Source organism: Crossiella cryophila, from assembly GCF_014204915.1.
Taxonomy (GTDB): domain Bacteria; phylum Actinomycetota; class Actinomycetes; order Mycobacteriales; family Pseudonocardiaceae; genus Crossiella; species Crossiella cryophila.
Genome location: NZ_JACHMH010000001.1, coordinates 3,612,032 through 3,632,146, shown reverse-complemented (window position 1 = coordinate 3,632,146; position 20,115 = coordinate 3,612,032). Strand labels below are relative to the sequence as shown.

The 20,115-nt window shown below is 70.8% G+C and carries 17 protein-coding genes; 4 read left to right on the top strand and 13 right to left on the bottom strand.

The window, feature by feature from the left end:
- Positions 1 to 29 precede the first annotated feature (29 nt).
- Positions 30 to 1,880, top strand: coding sequence for a ricin-type beta-trefoil lectin domain protein (locus HNR67_RS16400; RefSeq protein ID WP_185003060.1), 1,851 nt, complete (start codon positions 30 to 32; stop codon positions 1,878 to 1,880).
- A 56-nt stretch (positions 1,881 to 1,936) separates the two neighbouring features.
- Here the strand turns inward: HNR67_RS16400 and HNR67_RS16395 are convergent, their stop codons facing one another.
- Positions 1,937 to 3,049 carry a glycosyltransferase gene (locus HNR67_RS16395; protein ID WP_221490811.1) on the bottom strand — a complete coding sequence of 371 codons (1,113 nt, stop codon included), beginning with the start codon at positions 3,047 to 3,049 and terminating at the stop codon, positions 1,937 to 1,939.
- A 23-nt stretch (positions 3,050 to 3,072) separates the two neighbouring features.
- Between HNR67_RS16395 and HNR67_RS16390 the strand changes: the two genes are divergently transcribed.
- Positions 3,073 to 3,246, top strand: coding sequence for a hypothetical protein (locus tag HNR67_RS16390; protein WP_185003056.1), 174 nt, complete (start codon positions 3,073 to 3,075; stop codon positions 3,244 to 3,246).
- A 140-nt stretch (positions 3,247 to 3,386) separates the two neighbouring features.
- Complete coding sequence (locus HNR67_RS16385) at positions 3,387 to 5,420, top strand: FG-GAP-like repeat-containing protein (RefSeq protein ID WP_185003054.1); 2,034 nt, start codon at positions 3,387 to 3,389, stop codon at positions 5,418 to 5,420.
- Between the two features lie 80 nt (positions 5,421 to 5,500).
- Here the strand turns inward: HNR67_RS16385 and HNR67_RS16380 are convergent, their stop codons facing one another.
- From HNR67_RS16380 to trxB, 6 genes are all read right to left on the bottom strand, one after another.
- A complete protein-coding gene (locus tag HNR67_RS16380) occupies positions 5,501 to 6,136 on the bottom strand; it encodes a vitamin K epoxide reductase family protein (RefSeq protein ID WP_185003052.1) in 636 nt (211 codons plus the stop codon).
- Positions 6,137 to 6,870: 734 nt separating this feature from the next.
- Positions 6,871 to 10,080 (bottom strand): amidohydrolase family protein, encoded by a 3,210-nt coding sequence (locus HNR67_RS46240; RefSeq protein WP_185003051.1) that lies wholly within the window; start codon positions 10,078 to 10,080, stop codon positions 6,871 to 6,873.
- A gap of 78 nt (positions 10,081 to 10,158) precedes the next feature.
- A complete protein-coding gene (locus tag HNR67_RS16370) occupies positions 10,159 to 10,758 on the bottom strand; it encodes a hypothetical protein (RefSeq protein ID WP_185003049.1) in 600 nt (199 codons plus the stop codon).
- Positions 10,759 to 10,854: 96 nt separating this feature from the next.
- Positions 10,855 to 11,787: a hypothetical protein gene (locus tag HNR67_RS16365; protein ID WP_185003048.1), complete on the bottom strand. Its 933-nt coding sequence runs from the start codon at positions 11,785 to 11,787 to the stop codon at positions 10,855 to 10,857.
- Entirely contained in the window at positions 11,784 to 12,659 is an 876-nt protein-coding gene (locus HNR67_RS16360; protein WP_185003046.1) for a hypothetical protein, read from the bottom strand. Before HNR67_RS16360 ends, HNR67_RS16365 begins: the two co-directional genes overlap by 4 nt.
- Positions 12,660 to 12,721: 62 nt before the next feature.
- The gene (trxB, locus tag HNR67_RS16355; RefSeq protein WP_185003045.1) at positions 12,722 to 13,633 is read right to left on the bottom strand and encodes a thioredoxin-disulfide reductase; all 912 of its coding nucleotides are present in this window, start codon (positions 13,631 to 13,633) and stop codon (positions 12,722 to 12,724) included.
- 124 nt (positions 13,634 to 13,757) lie between these two features.
- On the opposite strand from trxB, the gene HNR67_RS16350 reads away from it, so the two are divergent.
- Positions 13,758 to 14,132 (top strand): FKBP-type peptidyl-prolyl cis-trans isomerase, encoded by a 375-nt coding sequence (locus HNR67_RS16350; protein ID WP_185003043.1) that lies wholly within the window; start codon positions 13,758 to 13,760, stop codon positions 14,130 to 14,132.
- A gap of 46 nt (positions 14,133 to 14,178) precedes the next feature.
- On the opposite strand, the gene HNR67_RS16345 is transcribed toward HNR67_RS16350, so the two are convergent.
- The 6 genes from HNR67_RS16345 to HNR67_RS16320 all read right to left on the bottom strand — a co-directional run bounded on the left by HNR67_RS16345 (position 14,179) and on the right by HNR67_RS16320 (position 20,106).
- Entirely contained in the window at positions 14,179 to 15,348 is a 1,170-nt protein-coding gene (locus tag HNR67_RS16345; protein ID WP_185003041.1) for a serine hydrolase domain-containing protein, read from the bottom strand.
- A gap of 354 nt (positions 15,349 to 15,702) precedes the next feature.
- Positions 15,703 to 16,296 carry a type IV toxin-antitoxin system AbiEi family antitoxin domain-containing protein gene (locus HNR67_RS16340; protein WP_221489925.1) on the bottom strand — a complete coding sequence of 198 codons (594 nt, stop codon included), beginning with the start codon at positions 16,294 to 16,296 and terminating at the stop codon, positions 15,703 to 15,705.
- A gap of 55 nt (positions 16,297 to 16,351) precedes the next feature.
- Entirely contained in the window at positions 16,352 to 16,996 is a 645-nt protein-coding gene (locus HNR67_RS16335) for a 4'-phosphopantetheinyl transferase family protein (RefSeq protein ID WP_185003040.1), read from the bottom strand.
- On the bottom strand, positions 16,993 to 17,850 hold the full coding sequence (locus HNR67_RS16330; RefSeq protein ID WP_185003038.1) for a metallophosphoesterase family protein: 858 nt from the start codon (positions 17,848 to 17,850) through the stop codon (positions 16,993 to 16,995). Before HNR67_RS16330 ends, HNR67_RS16335 begins: the two co-directional genes overlap by 4 nt.
- Before the next feature lie 25 nt (positions 17,851 to 17,875).
- Positions 17,876 to 18,880 carry a TolB-like translocation protein gene (locus HNR67_RS16325; RefSeq protein ID WP_185003037.1) on the bottom strand — a complete coding sequence of 335 codons (1,005 nt, stop codon included), beginning with the start codon at positions 18,878 to 18,880 and terminating at the stop codon, positions 17,876 to 17,878.
- The gene (locus HNR67_RS16320) at positions 18,877 to 20,106 is read right to left on the bottom strand and encodes an MFS transporter (protein WP_185003035.1); all 1,230 of its coding nucleotides are present in this window, start codon (positions 20,104 to 20,106) and stop codon (positions 18,877 to 18,879) included. The genes HNR67_RS16325 and HNR67_RS16320 overlap by 4 nt, the downstream gene beginning before the upstream one ends.
- Positions 20,107 to 20,115: the final 9 nt, after the last annotated feature.

Genomic DNA, 20,115 nt, shown 5'->3' with positions numbered 1-20,115 from the left:
CGCCGCCCTCGCTCTGTGTGAGGTTTCGCATGCGCAGTGTCCAGTTCTGGTCGGCAGCGGCGTTGGGGCTGCTGCTGACCGCGACCGCCCTGGTGGCCCCGGCCCCGCAGGCGCGGGCTGCCGGGGAGACAGTCAACATCGCGCTCACCACCACCACCGCGGCCAACAAGGGCCGCACCGTCACCCGCGGCCTGCAACCCCAGGCCCCGGTCCGGTTCACCCCCGGCACCGGCAGCGGTGGCACCACCATCACCGTCAACGAGGGCCGGACCTACCAGGAGTTCGAGGGCGCGGGCGCGTCCTTCACCGACACCGCGGCCTGGCTGATGAACTCCAGCGGCGCGCTCACCCCGGCCACCCGGGACGCGACCATGCGGAAACTGTTCCACCCCACCGAGGGCATCGGACTGTCCTTCATCCGCAACCCGCTGGGCGCCTCCGACCTGGCCCGCTTCGACTACAACTTCGACAACACCTGCTGCGACGTCAGCGACTTCAACATCAACCACGACCTCGCGGACGTGCTTCCCCTTACCCGCCAGGCGAAACAGCTCAACCCGGCGCTGAAGGTGATGGCCTCGCCGTGGAGCGCGCCTGGCTGGATGAAGGACAACAACCACATGCACCAGGGGTGGTTGCAGTCCCAGTACTACACCGCCTTCGGCCAGTACTTCGCCAAGTACGTGCAGGCGTACCAGTCCCGCGGTGTGCCCATCGACTACGTCTCGGTGCAGAACGAGCCGACCTGCTGCGCCGGGTATCCCTCGATGCACTGGAACGCCAACGGCCTCATCCACTTCACCAAGAACGCGCTCTGGCCCGCCTTCCGCGCGGCCGGGATCACCACCAAAACCCTGGTGCTGGACTGGAACTGGGACAAGTGGGCCGAGTTCGGCGCGCCCCAGGTCAACGATCCGGCCATCCGCAACGACCCGCTCTTCGGTGGCGTGGCCTGGCACGGCTACGGCGGCGATGTGGCCACCCAGACCCAGGTGCACAACCAGTACCCGGGCATCAAGCAGTACGGCACCGAGCACTCCGGCGGTGAGTGGATCAACGACCAGCACCGCGAGGACATGGTCGCCGACATCATCAACCCCACCCGCAACCACGCCCGCAGCGTGGTGAAGTGGAGCCTGGGGCTGGATCAGGCCCAGGGCCCGCACAACGGTGGTTGCGGCACCTGCACCGGGCTGATCACGGTGCAGAACGGCGGTCCCCGGCACGGCCAGGTGGACTACACCATCGAGTACTACAACATGGGCCACCTGACCAAGTTCGTCCGTCCCGGCGCGGTCCGGGTGGACACCAACAACACCGCCGCGGTCAGCAACGTGGCCTGGCGCAACCCGGACGGCTCCAAGGCGCTGATCGCCTACAACACCAGTGGCGCCGGCCAGAACGTGCGGGTCAACTGGGGCGGCCAGTCCTTCACCTACAACCTGCCGGCGCGCACCACGGCCACCTTCACCTGGGCCGGGCAGCCCAGTGGCGGACCCACCGGCGGCCAGATCACCGGGCTGGGCGGCAAATGCCTGGACGTCACCGACAACAGCACCGTCAACGGGACCCTGGCCCAGATCTGGGACTGCGTCGGCGCGGACAACCAGCGGTGGACGATCAACGCCGACGGCACCGTGCGCGCGCTGGGCAAGTGCCTTGACGTGAGCGGGAACGGCACGGCCAACGGAACGCCGGTGCACCTGTGGGACTGCTTCGCCGCACCCAACCAGCTCTGGCAGGTGCAGGCCGATCGGACCATCCGCAACCCGCAGTCGAACAGGTGCCTTGACGTGATCGGCAACAACGCGGCCAATGGCACCAAGCTGCAGATCTGGGACTGCACCGCCGCGCCGAACCAGCAGTGGAGCACCGCGTGAACGCTCACCGGTGAAAGTCGTGGGTCCGGGTCCGCGCGGGGACCCGGGCCCACGCGTCATCGGCCGAGCGCGACCAGCTTCGGCACCAGCGTGGCGGGTGCGGGCATGGCGGCCATCTCCTTGCGCACCGCCAGCGCCGCCTCGGTCAGCCCCGGTTCGGTGAGCAGCCTGCGCAGTTCGGCGGTGCTGATGTCCTTGGCGGCCACCGCGGTGCCCGCGCCGCGCTTGGCGACCAGCCGGGCGTTGTGGTCGCGGTCGCCCGCGCCGGGCACCACCAGCTGCGGGATACCCGCGGCCAGCGCCGCCGCCACCGAACCAGCGCCGCCGTGGTGCACCAGCGCGGCGCAGTGCGCGAGCACGCAGGTCAGCGGGGCCCAGTCCAGGGTGCGCACGTTGGCGGGCAGGGATTCCCGGCGCAGGATGCGGCGGTCCGGGCGGAGCAGCACGATCTCGGCGTCCAGGCCCTCGGCGGCGTCGACCACCGCGCTCATCAGCCGGTTGCCGCCGGGGCCGCCGACGGTGCTGCGGCTGACCGCGATCCGCGGGCGGTCGGCCTCGGTGCTCAGCCAGGCCGGGATCTCGCCCTCGCCGCTGTAGGGCTCGTAGCGCATGGGCCAGCCGGACTGCTCGCCGACCAGGCTGGGCGGGGCGGTGACGATCCGCGCGGCTGGTTCGGGCAGTTCGTCGATGTTGTTGCGGCGCAAGGGTTTGGCCAGTCGTTCCCGGGTGGCGGCGAGCAGGTCCAGGCCGTCGAAGAGGGAGTTCTCCACCAGCACCGCGGGCACGCCTGCCACCGCGGCGGCCAGGGCCCCGGCGATGGCCAGTGGCTCGTGCAGGACCAGGTCGGGTTTCCAGGAGCGGGCCAGTGCGACCGCGCCGTCCGCGATCTCCTCGTTGACGTGGCCGAAGAGCAGGGCCGCGCCGCGGGTGCCGGACTTGCCCGCGATCTCGGCCTTGGCGATCAGCGGGTGCCACAGCAGGGTCCGGCGCACGATCGGCTCGAACCGGAAGCCGGGGGCGAGGTCGCGGACGGGCAGGTCGGCCTGGTCGGCCACGGCCATGGCCTCGCCCGCGGTGGCGAGCAGGACCTCGTGGCCGGCCTCGCGCAGCGCGCGGGCCAGCGGGACCAGCGGTAACAGGTGGCCCAGCAGCGGAGCCGCGGTGATCATGACGCGCACCCGGCCACGGTAGCGTGGATCTCCAGACAGGTTCGTCGTTCAGCCGACCGAACAACATCAGGACCACCCTGGATTTCGCGCTCGCGCTCTACCTGACCTTCGTGCCGCTGCTGGGTTTCCCGCCGGGATACGCGACCGAGGTCAGCGCGGCCCGGCGTCGTGGTCTTGATCGGCCCAGCTCAGGCTAACTGTTACATCCTGTGACAATTGCCACTGGGGCTTCCGGACGCCCCCCGGATGTCCGAACATCTACGCGCCGACCACACGGGGATGGGTGGCACTTCCAGTGGTTCTGAGCGCATTTCCCATGACTTGGGGGCACCACACCGTGACTCGCCATCGTGCGGGCAAGGCCGTCAGCCTGCTCGCCTTCATCGCGGCCGCAGGTCTGCTGACCAGCCTGCCCGCCAACGCCATCGCCGGGGGCTCCCCCGCCGCCGACGGCACTTACGGCTTCGTCGCCAAGATCGACGTCGGCGCGGGCGTCCGGAGCTGCAGCGGCGTGCTGGTCGACCCGAACTGGGTGCTGACCGTCAAGAGCTGCTTCCCGGAGAACGCCCAGGGCGGCAAGCCCGCGCAGCCGACCAAGGTCACCGTCGGCCGGACCTCGTTGTCCGGCACCGCCGGGAAGGTGGTGGACGCGGTCAACCTGATCCCGCGGGCCGACCGCAACCTGGCGCTGGTCCGGCTGGCCACCCCGGTCGAGGGCGTCACCCCGGCCACCGTGGCCAGGACCGCGCCCGCCGCCGGTGAGTCGGTGCGCCTGGCCGGCTACGGCCGCACCGCCACCGAGTGGACCCCGGACCGGTTGCAGACCGGCGCGGCCAAGGTCGAGTCAGCCGCGGCGAGCACCCTGTCGGTGCTCGGCGAGGGCTCGGTCTCGGTCTGCCGCGGCGACTCCGGCGGCCCGGCCTTCCGCGAGGTCGGCGGGCGCTTCGAGGTCCTCGGCCTGCACGCGGCCTCCTGGCAGGGCGGCTGCGTCGGGGAGACCGAGACCCGGCGCACGGTCACCGAGTCCCGGCTGGACAACCTGGACGGCTGGCTGGAATCGCAGCTGATCGGCCTGACCGCGACCCCGCTCGCCCAGCACGGCAACAAGCTGAGCTGGCTGAACCCGCCGTCGCTGCAGGCCACCGGCTACCGCGTGTACGGCGCGCGGACCGCGGACGTGCCGCTGGTCCCGGCGAACCTGCTGGGCACGGTCGGCAATGGCCAGTTCGCGCACACCGCGTTGCCCGCCAAGCAGGTGTGGCACTACCGGGTGGTCCCGGTGACCGCCACCGGTGACGGCCCGGCCTCCGCGATCGCCTCGGCCACCGTGAAGACGCACACCATCAGCGACTTCAACGGCGACGGCCGGGACGACATCTCCGCGGTCTACAACTACGACCCGCAGGACCTGGGCACCTTCACCTTCGACGGCTCCGCGCAGGGCCCGACCGCGCCGGTCTCCAAGGCCCAGACCGGTCCGAACAACTGGGAGATGAGCAGCGCCAAGTACCTCAACGGCGACTTCAACGGCGACGGCTTCGCCGACTGGGGCGCCTTCTACAACTACGGCGGCGCCAACATCAAGTTCTTCGTCCGCTGGGGCTCGCCGACCGGGCTCAAGGACGCGGGCGAGCTGTGGGACTCCGCCGGGCACTGGGACTGGAACCGGGCGCAGTTCGTGGCAGGCGACTTCAACGGCGACGGCCGCACCGACATCACCGCCGCCTACGGCTACCCGAACGGTCAGACCAAGTTCTGGCTCTTCCGCGGCAACCCGACCGGGATCGACGCGCCGGTGGTCACCTGGGATTCCGGGGAGAACAACTGGGAGCGCACCAGCAGCACCTTCATCGCCGGTGACTTCAACGGCGACGGCCGCGACGACATGGCCGGGCTGTACGACTACGGCAACTACGACGTGGCGCTGTTCGTCGCCGACGGCACCGTCGAGGGGCACACCAAGCCCGCGCAGCAGTGGCGTACCGGCCAGGGCCAGTGGGACCCGGCCCGGTCCCGGCTGGTGGCTGGTGACTTCGACGGCGACGGCCGGACCGATGTGGCGGGTCTGTACGGGTACGCCGACAACCGGATCGCGCTGTTCGTGGCCAAGGGCACGGCCGGCGGCGTGCAGCACTTCGCGAAGCGGTGGGAGAGCAATCCCGGCGACTGGTACCTGGGGTCGAGCACGTTCGTGGCAGGCGATTTCAACGGCGACGGGCGCTCGGACATCGGTGGTTTCTACAACTACGGCAACGGGCACCTGAAGCTGTTCAACTTCCGCGGGCAGCCGGATGGCAGCACCGACAAGGGCACCGAGGCGTGGGATTCGGCCGGCGGTTGGGCCTGGGAGCGGGCGCTGTTCATCCAGTGAGGTAGCGCGTCATCCCGTGTGGTAGTGCGCTGAGAACGCCCGGATCGGCACAGCCGGTCCGGGCGTTGTGCTGGGCGGGGTCAGGCGAACAGGCTGGCGCCGAAGGCGGTGAAGACCAGCGCGGCGATCACCGCGAGCCAGGTGAGGGCGAGGATGCCGTGGTAGCCGGTCACGGCCCGGCCGCCGCCGCGTCCGCCGAAGTGGCCGCGTTCGAGGTTGGCCAGGGTGACGTAGACGAAGATCGGGATGGTCACCGCCCAGACGACCATGCAGTAGGGGCAGAGCGTGCGGATCTCGTAGAGGCTCTGGATGATCAGCCAGTGGGTGAAGACGACCCCGAGGGTGGCGCCCAGTTGCAGGCCGAGCCAGAACCAGCGGCGGTAGGTCGCGCCGGCGAGCAGTCCGAGGCCGATGGCGGTGACGGCGCTGAATCCGGCGATGCCCAGGAGTGAGTTGGGGAAGCCGAAGACGGCGGCCTGTTCGGACTTCATCACCGTGCCGCAGCTGAGCGCGGCGTTGAAGGTGCAGGTGGGGATGTAGTTCGGGTTGATCAGCAGCTCGAGCTTCTCGATCGTGAGCACGAAGGAGGCGGCCAGGCCGACCAGGCCACCGACACCGAGCAGCCAGGCGACGATCCGGTCCAGGCGTCGGCCGCCGGGGTCGTCGGTCTTGGCGGTCTTGGCGGTCTTGCTGGGGGCGACCTGGTTGCTTGTCATTGCGCATCCGATCCGTGCGGTTCCGGCTCACACCACGGTAGGCGGTGTTCGGGGGCCGTGCACCGCCTTGGTCGATCAGAGCACCGGTGGGGTGACGTTGGGGTGAAAGGCGGGTGTTCATTTATCAGTTCGGGGGGCGGGTGGAGATCAAGAGCGAAGATCAAGGGCGTCCTCGCCGGACGGGCAGGAATCAAAGGATGGGGGGGAAAGTCAAAGACAAGAACACAGAGCAGTGCTCGTACGGTTCCCCCATCCCCGTCAGCCCTCCGATACCAAACCACATCCCGGGCAAGCGGCCGGTCGCGTTGGGGTTCGCCGGGCGGCGGTTTGTGTTGCGGGCCGCTTGCCCGGGATGTGGTGTGTCCTCTCCAGGCTGACGGGGATGGGGGAACCGCTCGGGGAGTGTTGAAAAGCCACCCCGGCCGCCTGTTCTCCGGGCTCCGCCCGCCCAGAACGGCCAACACTCCGTACGACAACGGCCAACACGCGCGGAGGGTTGAAACCCTCGCCGGCGTGTTGGCCGTTGTCGTACCGCGTGTTGGCCGTTCTGGGACGGTGTGTTGGCCGTTGTTGTACGGCTTGTTGGCCGTTGTTGTACGGGGGCTTGGGGATGTGGGCGTGCGTTGGGACCTCGCACGCCTACATCCGCCGAGACTGTGTACGAGTTTGGCCAACTTGGCGTACGGGTTTGGCCAACACTCGGTACGAGAACGGCCAACACTCGGGGTGGGGGGTTAGCAGTCTGGGTCGCAGCAGGAGTTTCGGCGCATGGTGTGGGCTACTTCGAGCCAGTCCGCTTCGGTGGGGGTGGTGGCGGTGGTGGGGGCTGCTTCGGTTTGGGTGGTGAAGGAGTTGACCAGGTCCTTGGTGGTGTAGGGGATGCCGCCGCGGAGGACTGTGGTGGTGTTGATCAGGGAGTTGAAGTTGGTGAAGGGGTCGCCGTTGACGATGGTGATGTCGGCGACCTTGCCTGGTTCCAGGGTGCCGAGGTCGGCTTCCTGGCCGAAGACCTTGGCGGGTAGGGAGGTCACTGTGCGGAGGGCCTGGGTGGGGGTGAAGCCGTTGCGGTGCAACGCCCTCAGGCCCAGGTGGAGGTGCAGGCCGATGGCGACCAGGGGGGCGTCCGTGCCCAGGGCGACCAGGCCGCCGCCGTCCAGGACTCGTTTGTAGACGTCCACCTCGGTGGCGAGGGTGGTCAGTTGGGCTGGGGTTGGGGGGATCTTGGCGGCGGCTCGGGCCGCCGCGGCGTCCCAGGGGGGCATGAGGGTGGTGACCCGGGGGTCTTCGGTGAGCGCCGGGTCGGTGCCGATCAGGGGGGCCGCGGTGAAGGGGGTGGCGATGAGGTGGAAGTTGGTGCGGGTGTAGATCTCGGTGACGTCCTGGTAGGCGCGGCCGGAGGCTGTTGTGGCGTGGCCGAACTCCAGGCGCTGGGTGGCTTGGAGGTGGGTGGTGAGGTCCTGGTTCAGCTGCACTCCGGGGGAGCACAGGTGGCCGCCGCTGCGGACGCCCAGGCGCTGGTGGGCGAAGTCGGCGGCTTCCTTCATGATCCAGCCGGGGGCTCGGACGTAGGTCTTGACGAAGTCCCAGTCCAGGGCCGCCGCCCGGTCCAGCGAACGGCGCAGGCCCGCGCGGGTGCTGTGCGCCCGGCCCATGCTGTAGGCGACGCGGGCGCCGTCGAGCAGCTCGCCGGTGGCGATCAGCCGGGGGCCGGCCAGGGCACCTGAGCTGACGGCCTCGCGGATGCGGGCCTGTTCGTAGGCGAAGCCGCCGAAGGACACCGCGGTGGTGATGCCGTAGGCCAGTTGCAGGGCGGTCTGCCTGCCGCCGTAGGTGGACTGCCAGGGGTGGGTGTGCGCGTCCCAGAGGCCGGGGAGCACGGTCTGCTGGGAGGCGTCGATGCGTTTGGCGGCGGGGCGGTTGGGGCGGTGGGGTTCCACGGCGGCGATGCGGCCGCGGCGCAGGACCAGGTCGACGTCCTGGCGGACCTGTTCGCCGGTGCCGTCCCAGAAGCGGCCGGCGTGCAGCACGGTGTCCTCGGGGCGGGGGCGGCGGTAGTCCAGTGGGGCGCGCACGGTGCGCGGTGCGCCACCGTCCACGCTGATCAGGCGCAGGCGGGTGCCGGAGAGGTAGAGCACGGTGCGGCCGTCGCCGGCGAAGGACGGGTGGTCGGCGGCCTCGTCGGCCAGCCTGCGCGGGGCGCCGGTGGGGGTGCCGTCGGGGCGGATGGGGACCAGGTGCAGGGCCGATTCGATGATCACGGCGAGGTGCTTGCCGTCGGGCGACCAGACCGGGCCGGAGTCGTAGCGGTCGGCGATGGAGGTGTTCGGGGCCACCGGGTGCAGGCGGTCCTTGCCGGTGGCCACGTCCACGATCCGGATGAGGTTGTAGCCCTCGCGGAAGCGGCCGTTGAGGCGGTTGCGGTCGCAGAAGGCGATGAACCTGCCATCGGGCGACCAGCTCGGGCGGCCGGGGATGCCGCCGCCGCCGAGCGGGGCGGCCAGCACCTTCTCGGTGCCCGCGGCCAGGTCGCGCAGGACCAGGTTGCCGGACATGTCCAGGGCGGCGAGTTTGCCGCCGTCGGGGGACAGCGCGGGGTGCACCCGGCCGCCGGTGGCCAGCACCGTCTCGGCGCCGGTGGCCAGGTCGCGGCGGCGGGCGGTGTACAGGCCGTCGCGGTCGTCGGTGTAGACGATCGCCTTGCCGTCGGCGGTCCAGCTCGGCGCGAGCAGGAACCGGGTCGGGCCGGCGGTGACCACCTTGCGCGGGCTGCCACCGGTGCTGGGCACGGTCCACAGCGAGTTGAGCGCGGCGAAGACGACCTGCTTGCCGTCCGGGGACAGCGCGGGCAGGTGCGGGGAGCGCACCTCGCGCACGCCCTCGCCGGTGAGGTCGTAGTCCTTGCCCCGGTAGCGCGGCCGGTCCAGCGGCAGGCTCGCGGTGAACGCGATGGGTTCCTGGGTGGCGGGCGAGCTGGGGCGGAGCAGGGTGAACTTGCCGCTGACGGTGAGCAGCAGGCGGTCCTTGTCCACCCAGCGCGGCGGCACCGGCTCGACGTCGCCGTCCACCGGCACCGGCTGCCCGGCCACCACCAGCGTGCAGCCCGCGCTCGGTGACGGGGTGGTGCGCAGGTAGGCCAGCCGACCGTCCGGGGACAGCGCGGGGGCCAGCACCTGGGCGCCGCTGGTGTCGGTGTGCTCGGCGGCGACCGCGCCGGAACCATCCGACCGGATGGCGGCCACGGTGCGCGAGTCCAGCGCGGTGCCGTTGAAGGAGCCGCGGACGAACAGGATCCGGCTGCCGTCGGCGGCGAAGGTCGGGTCGAAGTCCTCCCACGCCTTGTCCTGCAGCGGACCGTCCTGGCCGGGCTTGCCGGTGATCCGGGTCAGCTCGCCGGTGCGCACGTCGGCCACCCAGATCCGGTACGGGCTGCCGGTGACCGTGTCGCCACCGCGCTCGGAGGCGAAGGCGATCTTGGTGCCGTCCGGGGACCAGGCAGGGCCGCGGTCGTCCCACGGGCCGTCGGTGAGCTGGCGCAGGCCGGTGCCGTCGGCGCGCAGCAGCCAGAGGTGGAAACCACCGCCGCGATAGGCGCAGACGACCAGTTGTTTGCCGTCCGGGCTGAATACCGGGCGGTTGGGTTCCAGGTCGGCCGGGGTGAGGGCTTTCGCCTTGCCGCCACCGCGCGGAATCGACCACAGCACGTTCTGCACCTCGGCGACCAGGCTGCCGTCGGCGGGATTCAGGGTCGCGGCGCCATTTGTGGCCGCGGTGAAAGAAAGGGCTCGTTTTCCTGCCTCTTCGGCCACTTCGGCCGCGGGGTCGGCGAGCGCGTCCGGCGCGGAGCCCAGGGCTCCGGCGGTGCCAGCGGCGGCCGCGGTGAGTGCGGCCGCCTGGAGGAACCGGCGTCGGGACAGGGTCGATTCACTACTGTCCGAAATCTCCACCCGTCGAGGTTACCCATTCGGGTGACCCCCACAAGAGGTATTGATTTCTTGGAAAGGCACATTCCAGACGGACGGAATTTATTCCCAGTCCCACTGGAAGCTGTGCCAGCCAGGGCGGGGTTCCTGGATGAGCAGTTCGACCAGGCCGGTGCGGTCGACCTCGACCGTGTGCACCGGCACCGGCTCGGCCGCGCTGTCGGGTTGCCAGCTGTGCACCACCCGCACCGGCAGCGCGTCCGGATGGAAGGTGAGCCGGGCGCCCAGCGAGTCCACCCCGTGCCGCAGGTGGCCGCGGTAGCGGTGCGCGGTGCGGGTGCAGTCGGCGAAGAGCCAGCGCCACTCCAGCACCTGCGCCTCGCCCCGGCGCAGCGGCTGGTCCAGCACCAGTTCGGCGTAGGTGGCGCGGTGGTCGCGGTGCTGACGGCCCAGTTCGCCGCCCAGCAGCGCCTCGAACTCGGGCTGGTGGCGCTCGCCTGCCGGGCCGCGGTGCCCGGTGACGTAGCTGCCAACGCCGTCGGCCTTGGCCAGCACGAACCGGTGGTGCGCGACCTCCCGCCACTCCCGGTGCACGCCGACGGTGACGTCGACGTCCACGCTCACCATGCCAAGGCGGTCCGGATCCTCGGCGGCGAACGGGAACGGCGTGGTGTCCACTGTGGACGGTGGGGGGAAGGACATCACTGCGGCGGCTCCGATCGCGAGCGGCCCACGTAGGCGGCGGGACCGTCGCAGTTTAGGTCGCCGCAGGGCCACAAAAGGTTGCTTCGAACGGATTCACCCGTCCCACGACCAGGCCAGCCCGTAGATGCCGGGCTGGGCATCGAGCACCGCGTGGTGCGCCGCCCCGCTCGGACCTGGCGTGATCTCCCCGAAGACCTCCCGATCCCCGGCCCCCAGGCGGCTGCGATACCGGTGGCAGCGCACCGGCAGTTCCGCGCGGTCGAAGCGCACCCGCAGCAGCAGGTCGCGGACCTCGGCCCGGCAGCCGTACTGGATGAACCCGTCCGCCTGGCCGGGCGCGGGCAGCTGCACGGTCTCGATCGCGTAGGTCTCCCTGGCCCGCAGCACGTGGTCGAAGACGATCTCCACCGCGAACAGCCCGGACTCCGGGTCGTGCGTCCGGCGGCCGATCCGGCAGTCGCTGACCGCCCGGTAGGTCGGCGGCACAGCGCCGGGCGGCACGGCCTGGAAGGCCACGAACCGGTCCACCCCGTCCTCCAGTGCCTGGAACACCTGCCGGACCCGGTGCTCGACCTCGTGCCGCCGGGCGTCCACCAGGCACAGCCAGTCGTGCTTGAGCTGGCGGAGCTGGGCGTTCGCCCGACCGGTGTCTATCTCCGGTAGACGCGCTGGCGCGCTGAGTTCCAGGCTGTGCTCGACCTTGGGCCGTCCGTGCACCCGGTCCAGCCACCTACCGCGCGGTCGGCGCGGGCCCAGCAGCGCGACCAGCGAGTCCGCGGGCAGCCCGGCCAGCTCCTCCACCGCGCGCACCGCGTTGAGCGACTCCTCGCGTTCGGGCCGCCGGTTGCCGCGCTGCCAGTAACTGAGGCTGGAGGTGCTCACCGGCAGTCCCCTGGCGTGCAGGCGGCGGCTGACGCCCTCGATGCCAAGGCCGCTGCGCCGGATGGCCAGCCGGAAGGCCAGGTGGAACGGTCCGGTGGACAGCGCCTGGTGCAGGGCCGAGTCCTGCCGGGGGTCGGCGCTCACGCCCAGTCCCAGACCACGCCGTGCCAGCCCGCGGAGGCGTCGGCGAGCAGGTAGTGGGTGCTGCCGCGGGGCCCGACGCGCAGTTCGGCCACCCGTTCCTCCGGCACCGCCAGCGCGGGCCGCCAGGTGCGGTGGCAGCGCGGCGGGATGGCGTCGGGGTGGAAGAACAGCCGGTAGCCCAGGGTGCGGGCGCCGCCGCTGAGCACGGTGCGGCTGACCGAGCTGGTGCCAAGGCCGAGCGGGAACTCCCAGGTCCACTCCAGGTGCAGGGTCTCCCCGGCGGGCAGCGGGTGGTCGAAGCACAGCTCGGCGCTGTTGACCTGGCGGGAGAGGTCGCGGAGCTGCTCGCCGGTGGTCGCGCCGTGCACCGCGCCGAGCACCGGCAGCTCCTCGCCGGGTTCGGCGGCGTAGCGGGTGACGTACCGGTTGATGCCGTCGGCCAGCGACATCAGCAGCCGCCGGTTGACCATCCGGACCTGCTGCCGGTCCGGGCCGAGGTGCACGTCGATCTCCACGCTGATCACGGCGAGGGCGTTGTTGGTCTCCGCGCGCAGCTCGGCGGTGGCCAGCTTCCACTCCAGCTTCTCCTCGAAGGAGCTGGACCGCATCGCCCATTCCTGACCGGGCGGCTGCGGGGCCTTGCCGAGCAGCCTGCGCAACGACCCGCTGGGCAGCGCGAGGATCTCCTCCAGGGCGGTCACCGCGGCCAGCGAGGTGCGGCGTTCCGGCCGGGTGCGGCCGCGCCGCCAGTAGCTGAGGCTGGCCAGGCTGACCGCGATCTTCCGGTCCATCAGCCTGCGCTGGATGCTCTCCAGGCTGAGCCCGCTGTGCGTGATGGCCAGGTGCAGCGTCTCGTGGAAGGTCGCGGTCATGGTGCGACGAGAATCCAGGACCGCTCTCGCTAAAGCAAGGCTGACCAGGGGCTAAGTGAAAATCAGCTGACCAGCCAGCGCTCGGCGTCCATGGCGGCCGCACAGCCGGATCCGGCGGCGGTGATGGCCTGCCGGTAGCTGTGGTCGACCAGGTCCCCTGCGGCGAAGACCCCGTCCAGATTGGTCGCGGTGCCCGGTGCGTCCACCCGCACGTACCCGTCCACGTCGACCTCCACCTGCCCGCGCACCAGCGCGGAACGCGGTTCGTGCCCGATGGCCACGAAGAACCCGGTCACCGGCAGCACCGACTCCGCGCCGGTCCCGGTGTGCCGCACCCGCACGCCCTGCACGGTCTGGGCGCCGAGCACCTCCTGCACCCTGGTGTCCAGCAGCCAGCGGATCTTGTCGTTGGCCCTGGCCCGCTCCAGCATGATCCGGGAGGCGCGGAAGTCCTGGCGGCGGTGGATCACGGTGACCGTGCGGGCGAACCGGGTCAGGAAGATCGCCTCCTCCATGGCCGAGTCGCCGCCGCCGACCACCGCGATGTCCTGGTCCCGGAAGAAGAACCCGTCGCAGGTGGCGCAGGCGGACACGCCGTGCCCGAGCAGCCGCCGCTCCCCCGGCACGTCCAGGTACCGGGCGGCCGCGCCCATGGCCAGCACCACCGCCCTGGCCTGGTGCGTGACGCCGTTGGCGGTGACCGACTTGATCTCCCCGGTCAGGTCGACGGCCTCGACGTCCTCGGTCCGCAGCTCGGCGCCGAAGCGCTCGGCCTGGGCGCGCATCTGCTCCATCAGGTCCGGGCCGAGGATGCCGTCCTTGAAGCCGGGGTAGTTCTCCACCTCGGTGGTGGTCATCAGCGCCCCGCCGTAGCCGGTGCCCTCGAAGACGACCGGCCGCAGTTGCGCCCGCGCGGCGTACACCGCGGCGGTGTACCCGGCGGGTCCGGACCCGATGACGATCAGATCAGCCATACCCGGAGATCCTCCGGCGCGCGGCGGTCCGCCGCCCCGGCCGTCCGGCTGGTGGCTTCCACAGGCGTTCAGAGCCGTTCAGTTAGGGTCGGCGGGCTGCTTAGCCATACGAGGAGGACACCCCATGGGCAAGACCAAGCCCACCGTCACCGTGCCCGACGGCCCGTCGCCGGACTACCTGGACATCACCGACCTGGAGGTCGGCGACGGTCCGGAGGCCGTGGTGGGTCAGGAGGTGACCGTGCACTACGTGGGCGTGTCGCACAGCACCGGCCGGCAGTTCGACGCCAGCTGGGACCGCGGCGACACCTTCTCCTTCCCGCTGGGCGGGGGCCGGGTCATCAAGGGCTGGGACATGGGCGTGAAGGGCATGAAGGTCGGCGGCCGCCGCCAGCTGGTCATCCCGGCGCACCTGGGTTACGGCAACCGGGGCGCGGGCTCGGACATCAAGCCGGGCGAGACGCTGATCTTCGTGGTGGACCTGATCGCGGTCGGCTGATCCCGGCGACCGGCCGGCGCGGTGGGCGCGCCGGCCGGTACTCGCCTCAGGACTTCGCGCAGAAGACGGCCTTGATCGCCTTGAACGCGGTCGGCTCGGTCGTGGGCGGCACCACGTCGCCGGAGTCCAGGTCGCCGCCGGCGGTGTTGATCGAGATCTGGATGCGTTTGCTGCCGTCGGCGTTGCCGTACAGGTGCGAGTTGTAGCCGTGGATGCCGCCGCTGTGACCGAAGAAGACCTCACAGCCCGGCGCGGGGTTCGAGGCGGCCACGCCCAGTCCATAACCGCCGTTGCCCTTGCGCACGAGCTTGCGCATCTCGGCCAGCAGGTGCGGCGCGAGCAGCGCCCCGCCGTGCAGCGCGGCCAGGAAGGTGTCCAGGTCCGCGGTGGTGCTGATGATCTCCCCGGCGGCGTGTGCCCAGGACGGGTTGAGCACGGTGGCGTTCTCGGTGGCCACCCCCGCGCCGTCCCGGTAGGAGTAGTAGCCCTGCGCGTGCGGCCCGGGGATGAGCGCCCTGGTGCCCGGCAGGCTGGTGGCGCGCAGGTTCAGCGGCTCGATGATCCGGCGGTTGACCTGGGTGGCGTAGGGCGTGCCGGTCACCTTCTCGATGAGCAGCCCGACCAGGATGTAGTTGGTGTTGGAGTAGGACCAGTCCGCCCCCGGCTCGAACCGCGGCGGCCGGGTCAGCGCGGCCCGCACCAGCTCGTCCGGCGAGTAGCCGCGGAACCGGTTGGCGGCGAAGTTCCGGCCCTCCAACGGGATCGGGTGGTCCATGGTGCCGTCCGGGCGGAACTCGCCGGTGTGGCTGAACAGGCCGCTGGTGTGCTGGAGCACCATGCGCACGGTGATCCGCCGGTCCAGCCCGAACCGCGGCAGGTGCCGGGTGACCGGGTCGTCCAGCCCGATCCGCCCCTCGTCGACGAGCTGGAGCAGCACGGTGGCCACGAAGGTCTTGGTGATGCTGCCCGCCCGGAACCGCGCGTCCGTCCGCACCGGCGTCCGCCCCCCGAGCCGGGTCGTGCCCGCACTCCCCGTCCAGTCCCCACGCCCGTCGTGCACCCGCACCTGGACCCCGACCGCACCCTGGGAGAGCAGTTCCTGCATGACCTGGCGGATCTCCGGCCGGTCCTGGGCCGCCGCGGGCGCGGCGCCGGCCGTGAGCAGACCGGCGACCAGGGCCACGCTGGTGGCCAGTAGGGCCGGGTGGGTGCGCATCAGTGACCTCCTCGTGGGCGCGCGGATCCGCGCCTGGTGATCACCGAGGGTAGGGACGGGGCGGGAGGCGGCCATCCGGTGATCTCCCTGATCTGGCCTCGGGGCAGCCCAACCTGGGGCGTACTACTCAGGTCCAGTGTCCCTCGGCCGCCAGCCACGTCTTCCCGCCGACCCGGTCGGCCAGACAGGGATCGGCGAAGCCCGCCAGCACCTCAGTCGTCCTCGTCCCGGATCGTCGCCGCGGTCGCCGAGTCGACGTCGAAGACCAGTCCGTCGTCTTGGTCCGACAGGCCAGGTTCTGCAGGTCGAGGTAGCTGGAGCCGGATTTCGTGGATCGGGTGGGTCGAGCCGGTGTCACAGCAGAACCTCAAGCGCGTGTCGCAGGGCAGTCTCGGTACGGGGGAACTCTCGGGCCATGCGCAGCAGCGACGAGGGCTGGGTACCTGGTCGCCGGAGCCATCGCCGGAGCGCCTCGTTGCCTAACTCGGGCCCTTCCCACCTGCGGAGCCGGAAGGCGTCGAGGATGCAGCGTTCCGCGTTGTAGATGCCGATGCCGTTGGTCTCGTCCAGGGCCAGCCGCTCCCGGCCGATCTGGAAGGTGCCGGGGGCGAACAGGTGCCAGGAGACCGGAGCGCGGACCTGGGGCCGGCGGCGGCCCCGGGGCAGCGCGATGTCGATCGTGGCCGGGATCTGGTCGGTCAGTCCGTGCCGGGCCAGGGCGGCGGTCAGGCACAGGGTCGCTTCCGGCGCCCGTGAGTTGATCTCCAGCAGGTCGGGGTCGGTGAGTTCGTCGTCCGCCCAGCGGAACAGACCTCGTCCGATCGACTCGATCGCGCCGGAATCACGCAACGCGTAGAGGCGGCGGTCCGACATGCCCTGGTTCCGGGCGTCGGTGTAGGTGAACGGCGAGGGCATCGCCGTTCGCTCCTCCATGGCCCGGGTACCCACGGAGGAAATTGTACACATGAAGGGCTCTTATGTGTACGATTTCCTCCGATCGTGGCTACTCCGGCACGACCACCGAGGTCAGCACCAACCCATCCCGCACCAGATACCGCCCCTCGAACCCATCCACCAGCCGCCCCCGCACCACCGGCGGCTCGATCAGCACCCTCGCCCGGAACCCACCCACCCGGTCAAAGCTCAACTCCGCGTCCTGGAACCCCAGCCAAGCCCCCGTGATCGGGAACCACGCCTTGTACACCGACTCCTTGGCGCTGAACAGCACCCGGTCCCAGTGCAGCTCCTCCCCCGCGCTCGCCAGCCACTCCTGCTCGGCGGGCACCGCCACCAGCCGCTGCACCCCGGCCGGCAGCACGTCGTGCACCTCCGCGTCGATCCCTACCGAACGGATGGTTGTCCGGTCGGCCACCGCGGCCGCGCAGTAGCCCTCACAGTGCGTGATGCTGCCGACGACTCCGTTGGGCCACAACGGTTCGCGCTTCGCTCCACGCAGGATCGGTTGTTCCGGCAGGCCCAGGGCGGACAGGGCGCGGCGGGCGCAGGTGCGGGCCTGGGTGTACTGCTTGCGGCGGCGTTCTACCGCTCGTTCGACGGCGGCGGTTTCCTCGGGGAGCAGGTAGGCGGTGGGGTCGTCGCCGTGGATCTCGGCGGCGCGGACGCCTTCGGGGAGGAGTTCCTCGATCACGACGGGAGGGGGTGCTGGGGTTCGGAGTCGATCAGGACGGGGCGGAGCAGGGGGCGGCGGGTTTTGCGGGGTTGCCATTCGCGGGGGTAGCCGAGGGAGACCTCCTCGAACCGGACGCCGTCGAACTTGTCGGTGAGCGGGATGTGCAGGTGGCCGGAGACGACAACGGCGGCGCGGTAGCGCAGGTGCCAGTCCTCGGTCAGGGTGGTGCCGCACCAGAGGGCGAAGTCCTGGTAGTGCAGGCGTTTGGTCGGGCCGGGGTGCAGTGGGAAGTGGTTGACCAGGACGGTGCGCCGGTCGGCTGGGATGGCGTCCAGGCGTTTCTGGGAGTACTCGACGCGGGCGTGGCACCAGGCGTCGCGGCTGGGGTAGGGGTCGTGGTGCAGCAGCACCTCGTCGGTGCCGACCACGCCCGCCTCCCTGGCCCTGGCCAGTGCCTGGTCCTTGGTCTCGCCGGGGCGGCGGCCGATGGAGTAGTCGTAGAGCAGGAACAGCGGCGCGATGACCAGGTCCTCCTGCTCGCCGTGCCAGACCGGGAACTCGTCCTCCGGGGTGACCACGTCCAGGCTGCGGCACAGCTCGACCAGGTGCCGGTACCTGGCCTCGCCGCGCAGCTGCACCTCGTCCTTGGGCACCGTCCACAGCTCGTGGTTGCCGGGCACCCAGATCAGCTTGGCGAAGCGCTCCCGCAGGGTGCGCAGCGCCCAGTCGACGTCCGCGACCGTGTCACTCACATCCCCGGCGACGATCAACCAGTCCTGGTCGGACTCGGGCCGGATGGCGGCCACCACCTCGCGGTTGGCGGCACGGTCACAGTGGAGGTCGCTGGTGGCCAGCAGTTGCGGACTCGACACGACCGCCGACGATACCCCGCGCCACTCAGCGCGTCCCCGGACCGGACGGCGAGGAGGCCCAGGACACCAGCTTCCGGCTGGTGCCGCTGCCGTCGGCCGCCGCGGTCCACACCTCCTCCCCCGGCAGGCCGTAGACCAGCGTTTTCTCGTCCAGCCAGGCCACCTGGTCGTCGATGCCGGCTGGTTCGGCGATGGCGGTCTCGGTCATGGTGGCCAGGTCCAGCACGTGGATCCGCCACGGCCGGGCGCCGTCGGAGGCGATGCGTTTCTTGAATGCGATCCGTTTGCCGTCCGGGGACAGCGAGGGGCATTCCACGTTCTCCCGCAGGGTCTCGGCCTGCCAGTCCTGGTAGGCGGCGCGGACCAGGTGGGTGCGGCCGCCGGTGGACACGGTGGCGTAGAAGGTCTCGTTGTCCGGAGTGAAGCTGACTCCCCAGAAGTTGACGTCCTCGGCCATGTGCAGCTGACCGCCCAGGTGCAGCGGGATCTCCTCGATGTTGGTCTGCAGCCGGTCCTCGCGGTGGTTGTAGATGCCGGTGCGGGTGGAGAAGCTGGCCGAGTTGTAGGCGTCGCCGGTGACGAAGGTGGTCCAGGCGGCGATCTCGCCGTCCGCGGACAGCCGGGCCCGGCTGATGGTGCCGATGATCTGGATCCGCTTCAGCTCACGGAGCTGATCGTCGAGCAGCAGCACCACCGCCCGCGGGGTCGGCGCGGGCTCCACGGCCACGCACAGCCCGCGGCCCGCCGCGGTGGAGAACCGCTCGCAGCGCAGCTGGCTGACCCGCCGCGGTCCGCCGGGATCGGCCAGCGACACCGAGGCGATCACGCCGAAGTGCGGGCCGGGCGCGGTGTTGCGGAACACCAGCCGTCCGGGTTCACCCAGTCGCAACGGCGCCGGGTCCACGGCCAGGTTCACACCGGGCTGCCGGTCGGGCGCGGTGGCCCTGGCATGCATGGTGTAGAGGATGGCGGCCGAGCCCAGCACCACCGCGGCCAGTGCCGCCAGCAACATCCGCAACCGCGTGCTCATCGTGCCTCCCGCAACCGGAACATCGCGCCTGCCACCACGATCGCGAGCGCGCCGCAGGCGACGAGCACCGCGGGGTAGAGGCCCCACCAGGTCCACGCGGCGCCGAAGGCCACCGCGGACAACAACTTCGCCACCGCCTGCGCGGTCTGCAGCACGGCCATGCCACTGGTCCGCTGGTCCTCGGGCAGCAGTGGCGCGACCGCGGCCATCAGCACCCCGTCGGTGGCGGCGTAGAACATGCCGTGTGCCAGCAACGCGCCGAAGAGCAGCACGATCCCGTCGGCCAGGCCGGCCACCAGCGCGTAGGCCAGCAGCAGCAACACGTGCCCGCCGATGAAGACCTGCCAGCGGCCGATCCTGTCCGCCAGCTTGCCGAAAGGCATGGCCAGCAACAGGTATACCCCGGCGGTGCCCAGCGGCAGCATCGCGATGTAGGCGGGTTCCAGCTCCAACCGCTTCTGCAGCAACAGGTACAGGAACGAGTCGCCGACGGTGACCAGGCCGAGCAGGGTGGCCCAGCCGACAATCTTGCGGAACCGCTTGCCGCGCAACAGGTTGAACGAGGCGCGCAGCGGGATCCGTTCGGTGGTGGCCGGTCCGCGCTGGTCCCGCACGAACAGGCCGAAGACCAGCACGCCCAGGGTGGCGAAGCAGAAGCTGACGAAGAACACCGTGTCGTAGCCGCCTGCGACGAAGCCCAGCAACAGGAACGCGGTCAGCGGACCGAGGAACGCGCCGACGGTGTCCATCGCCCGATGGATGCCGAAGGCCCTGCCCTGTTGATCCTCCGGTGTGGACAGTGAGATCAACGCATCCCTTGGCGCGGTGCGCAATCCTTTGCCCGTGCGATCGACGGCGAGGACGAGGCCCATCGCGGCGGCCGAACCTCCCGCCGCGATGAGCCCCAGCTTGGCCACGGCCGACATGCCGTAACCAAGCCCCGCCACCAGTTTCCGGCGTTGCCACCGGTCCGCGAGGTGCCCCCCGAGGACCCGTACGATCGCGGTGACCGCGGAATACAGCCCGTCCAGCAACCCGAACTGCAACGGGCTGAATCCCAGTCCCAGCACCAGGTACAGCGGCAGGACAGCCGTCACCATCTCGGCGGAGATGTCCGTGATCAGGCTGACCATACCCAGTGCGAGCACATTTCCGGCTACCGCCCGCCGAGCACCGCCACGTTCGCGGCGAGGGGTGTCAGCGGACCGGGTGGTGGCGAGGTACATCGGGTGCTA

Coding starts and splice junctions, on each gene's coding strand:
- HNR67_RS16400 (WP_185003060.1), top strand. CDS start 30: ATGCGCAGTGTCCAGTTCTGGTCGGCAGCGGCGTTGGGGCTGCTGCTG.
- HNR67_RS16395 (WP_221490811.1), bottom strand. CDS start 3,049: ATGATCACCGCGGCTCCGCTGCTGGGCCACCTGTTACCGCTGGTCCCG.
- HNR67_RS16380 (WP_185003052.1), bottom strand. CDS start 6,136: ATGACAAGCAACCAGGTCGCCCCCAGCAAGACCGCCAAGACCGCCAAG.
- HNR67_RS16370 (WP_185003049.1), bottom strand. CDS start 10,758: ATGTCCTTCCCCCCACCGTCCACAGTGGACACCACGCCGTTCCCGTTC.
- HNR67_RS16360 (WP_185003046.1), bottom strand. CDS start 12,659: ATGACCGCGACCTTCCACGAGACGCTGCACCTGGCCATCACGCACAGC.
- trxB (WP_185003045.1), bottom strand. CDS start 13,633: ATGGCTGATCTGATCGTCATCGGGTCCGGACCCGCCGGGTACACCGCC.
- HNR67_RS16350 (WP_185003043.1), top strand. CDS start 13,758: ATGGGCAAGACCAAGCCCACCGTCACCGTGCCCGACGGCCCGTCGCCG.
- HNR67_RS16345 (WP_185003041.1), bottom strand. CDS start 15,348: ATGCGCACCCACCCGGCCCTACTGGCCACCAGCGTGGCCCTGGTCGCC.
- HNR67_RS16325 (WP_185003037.1), bottom strand. CDS start 18,880: ATGAGCACGCGGTTGCGGATGTTGCTGGCGGCACTGGCCGCGGTGGTG.
- HNR67_RS16320 (WP_185003035.1), bottom strand. CDS start 20,106: ATGTACCTCGCCACCACCCGGTCCGCTGACACCCCTCGCCGCGAACGT.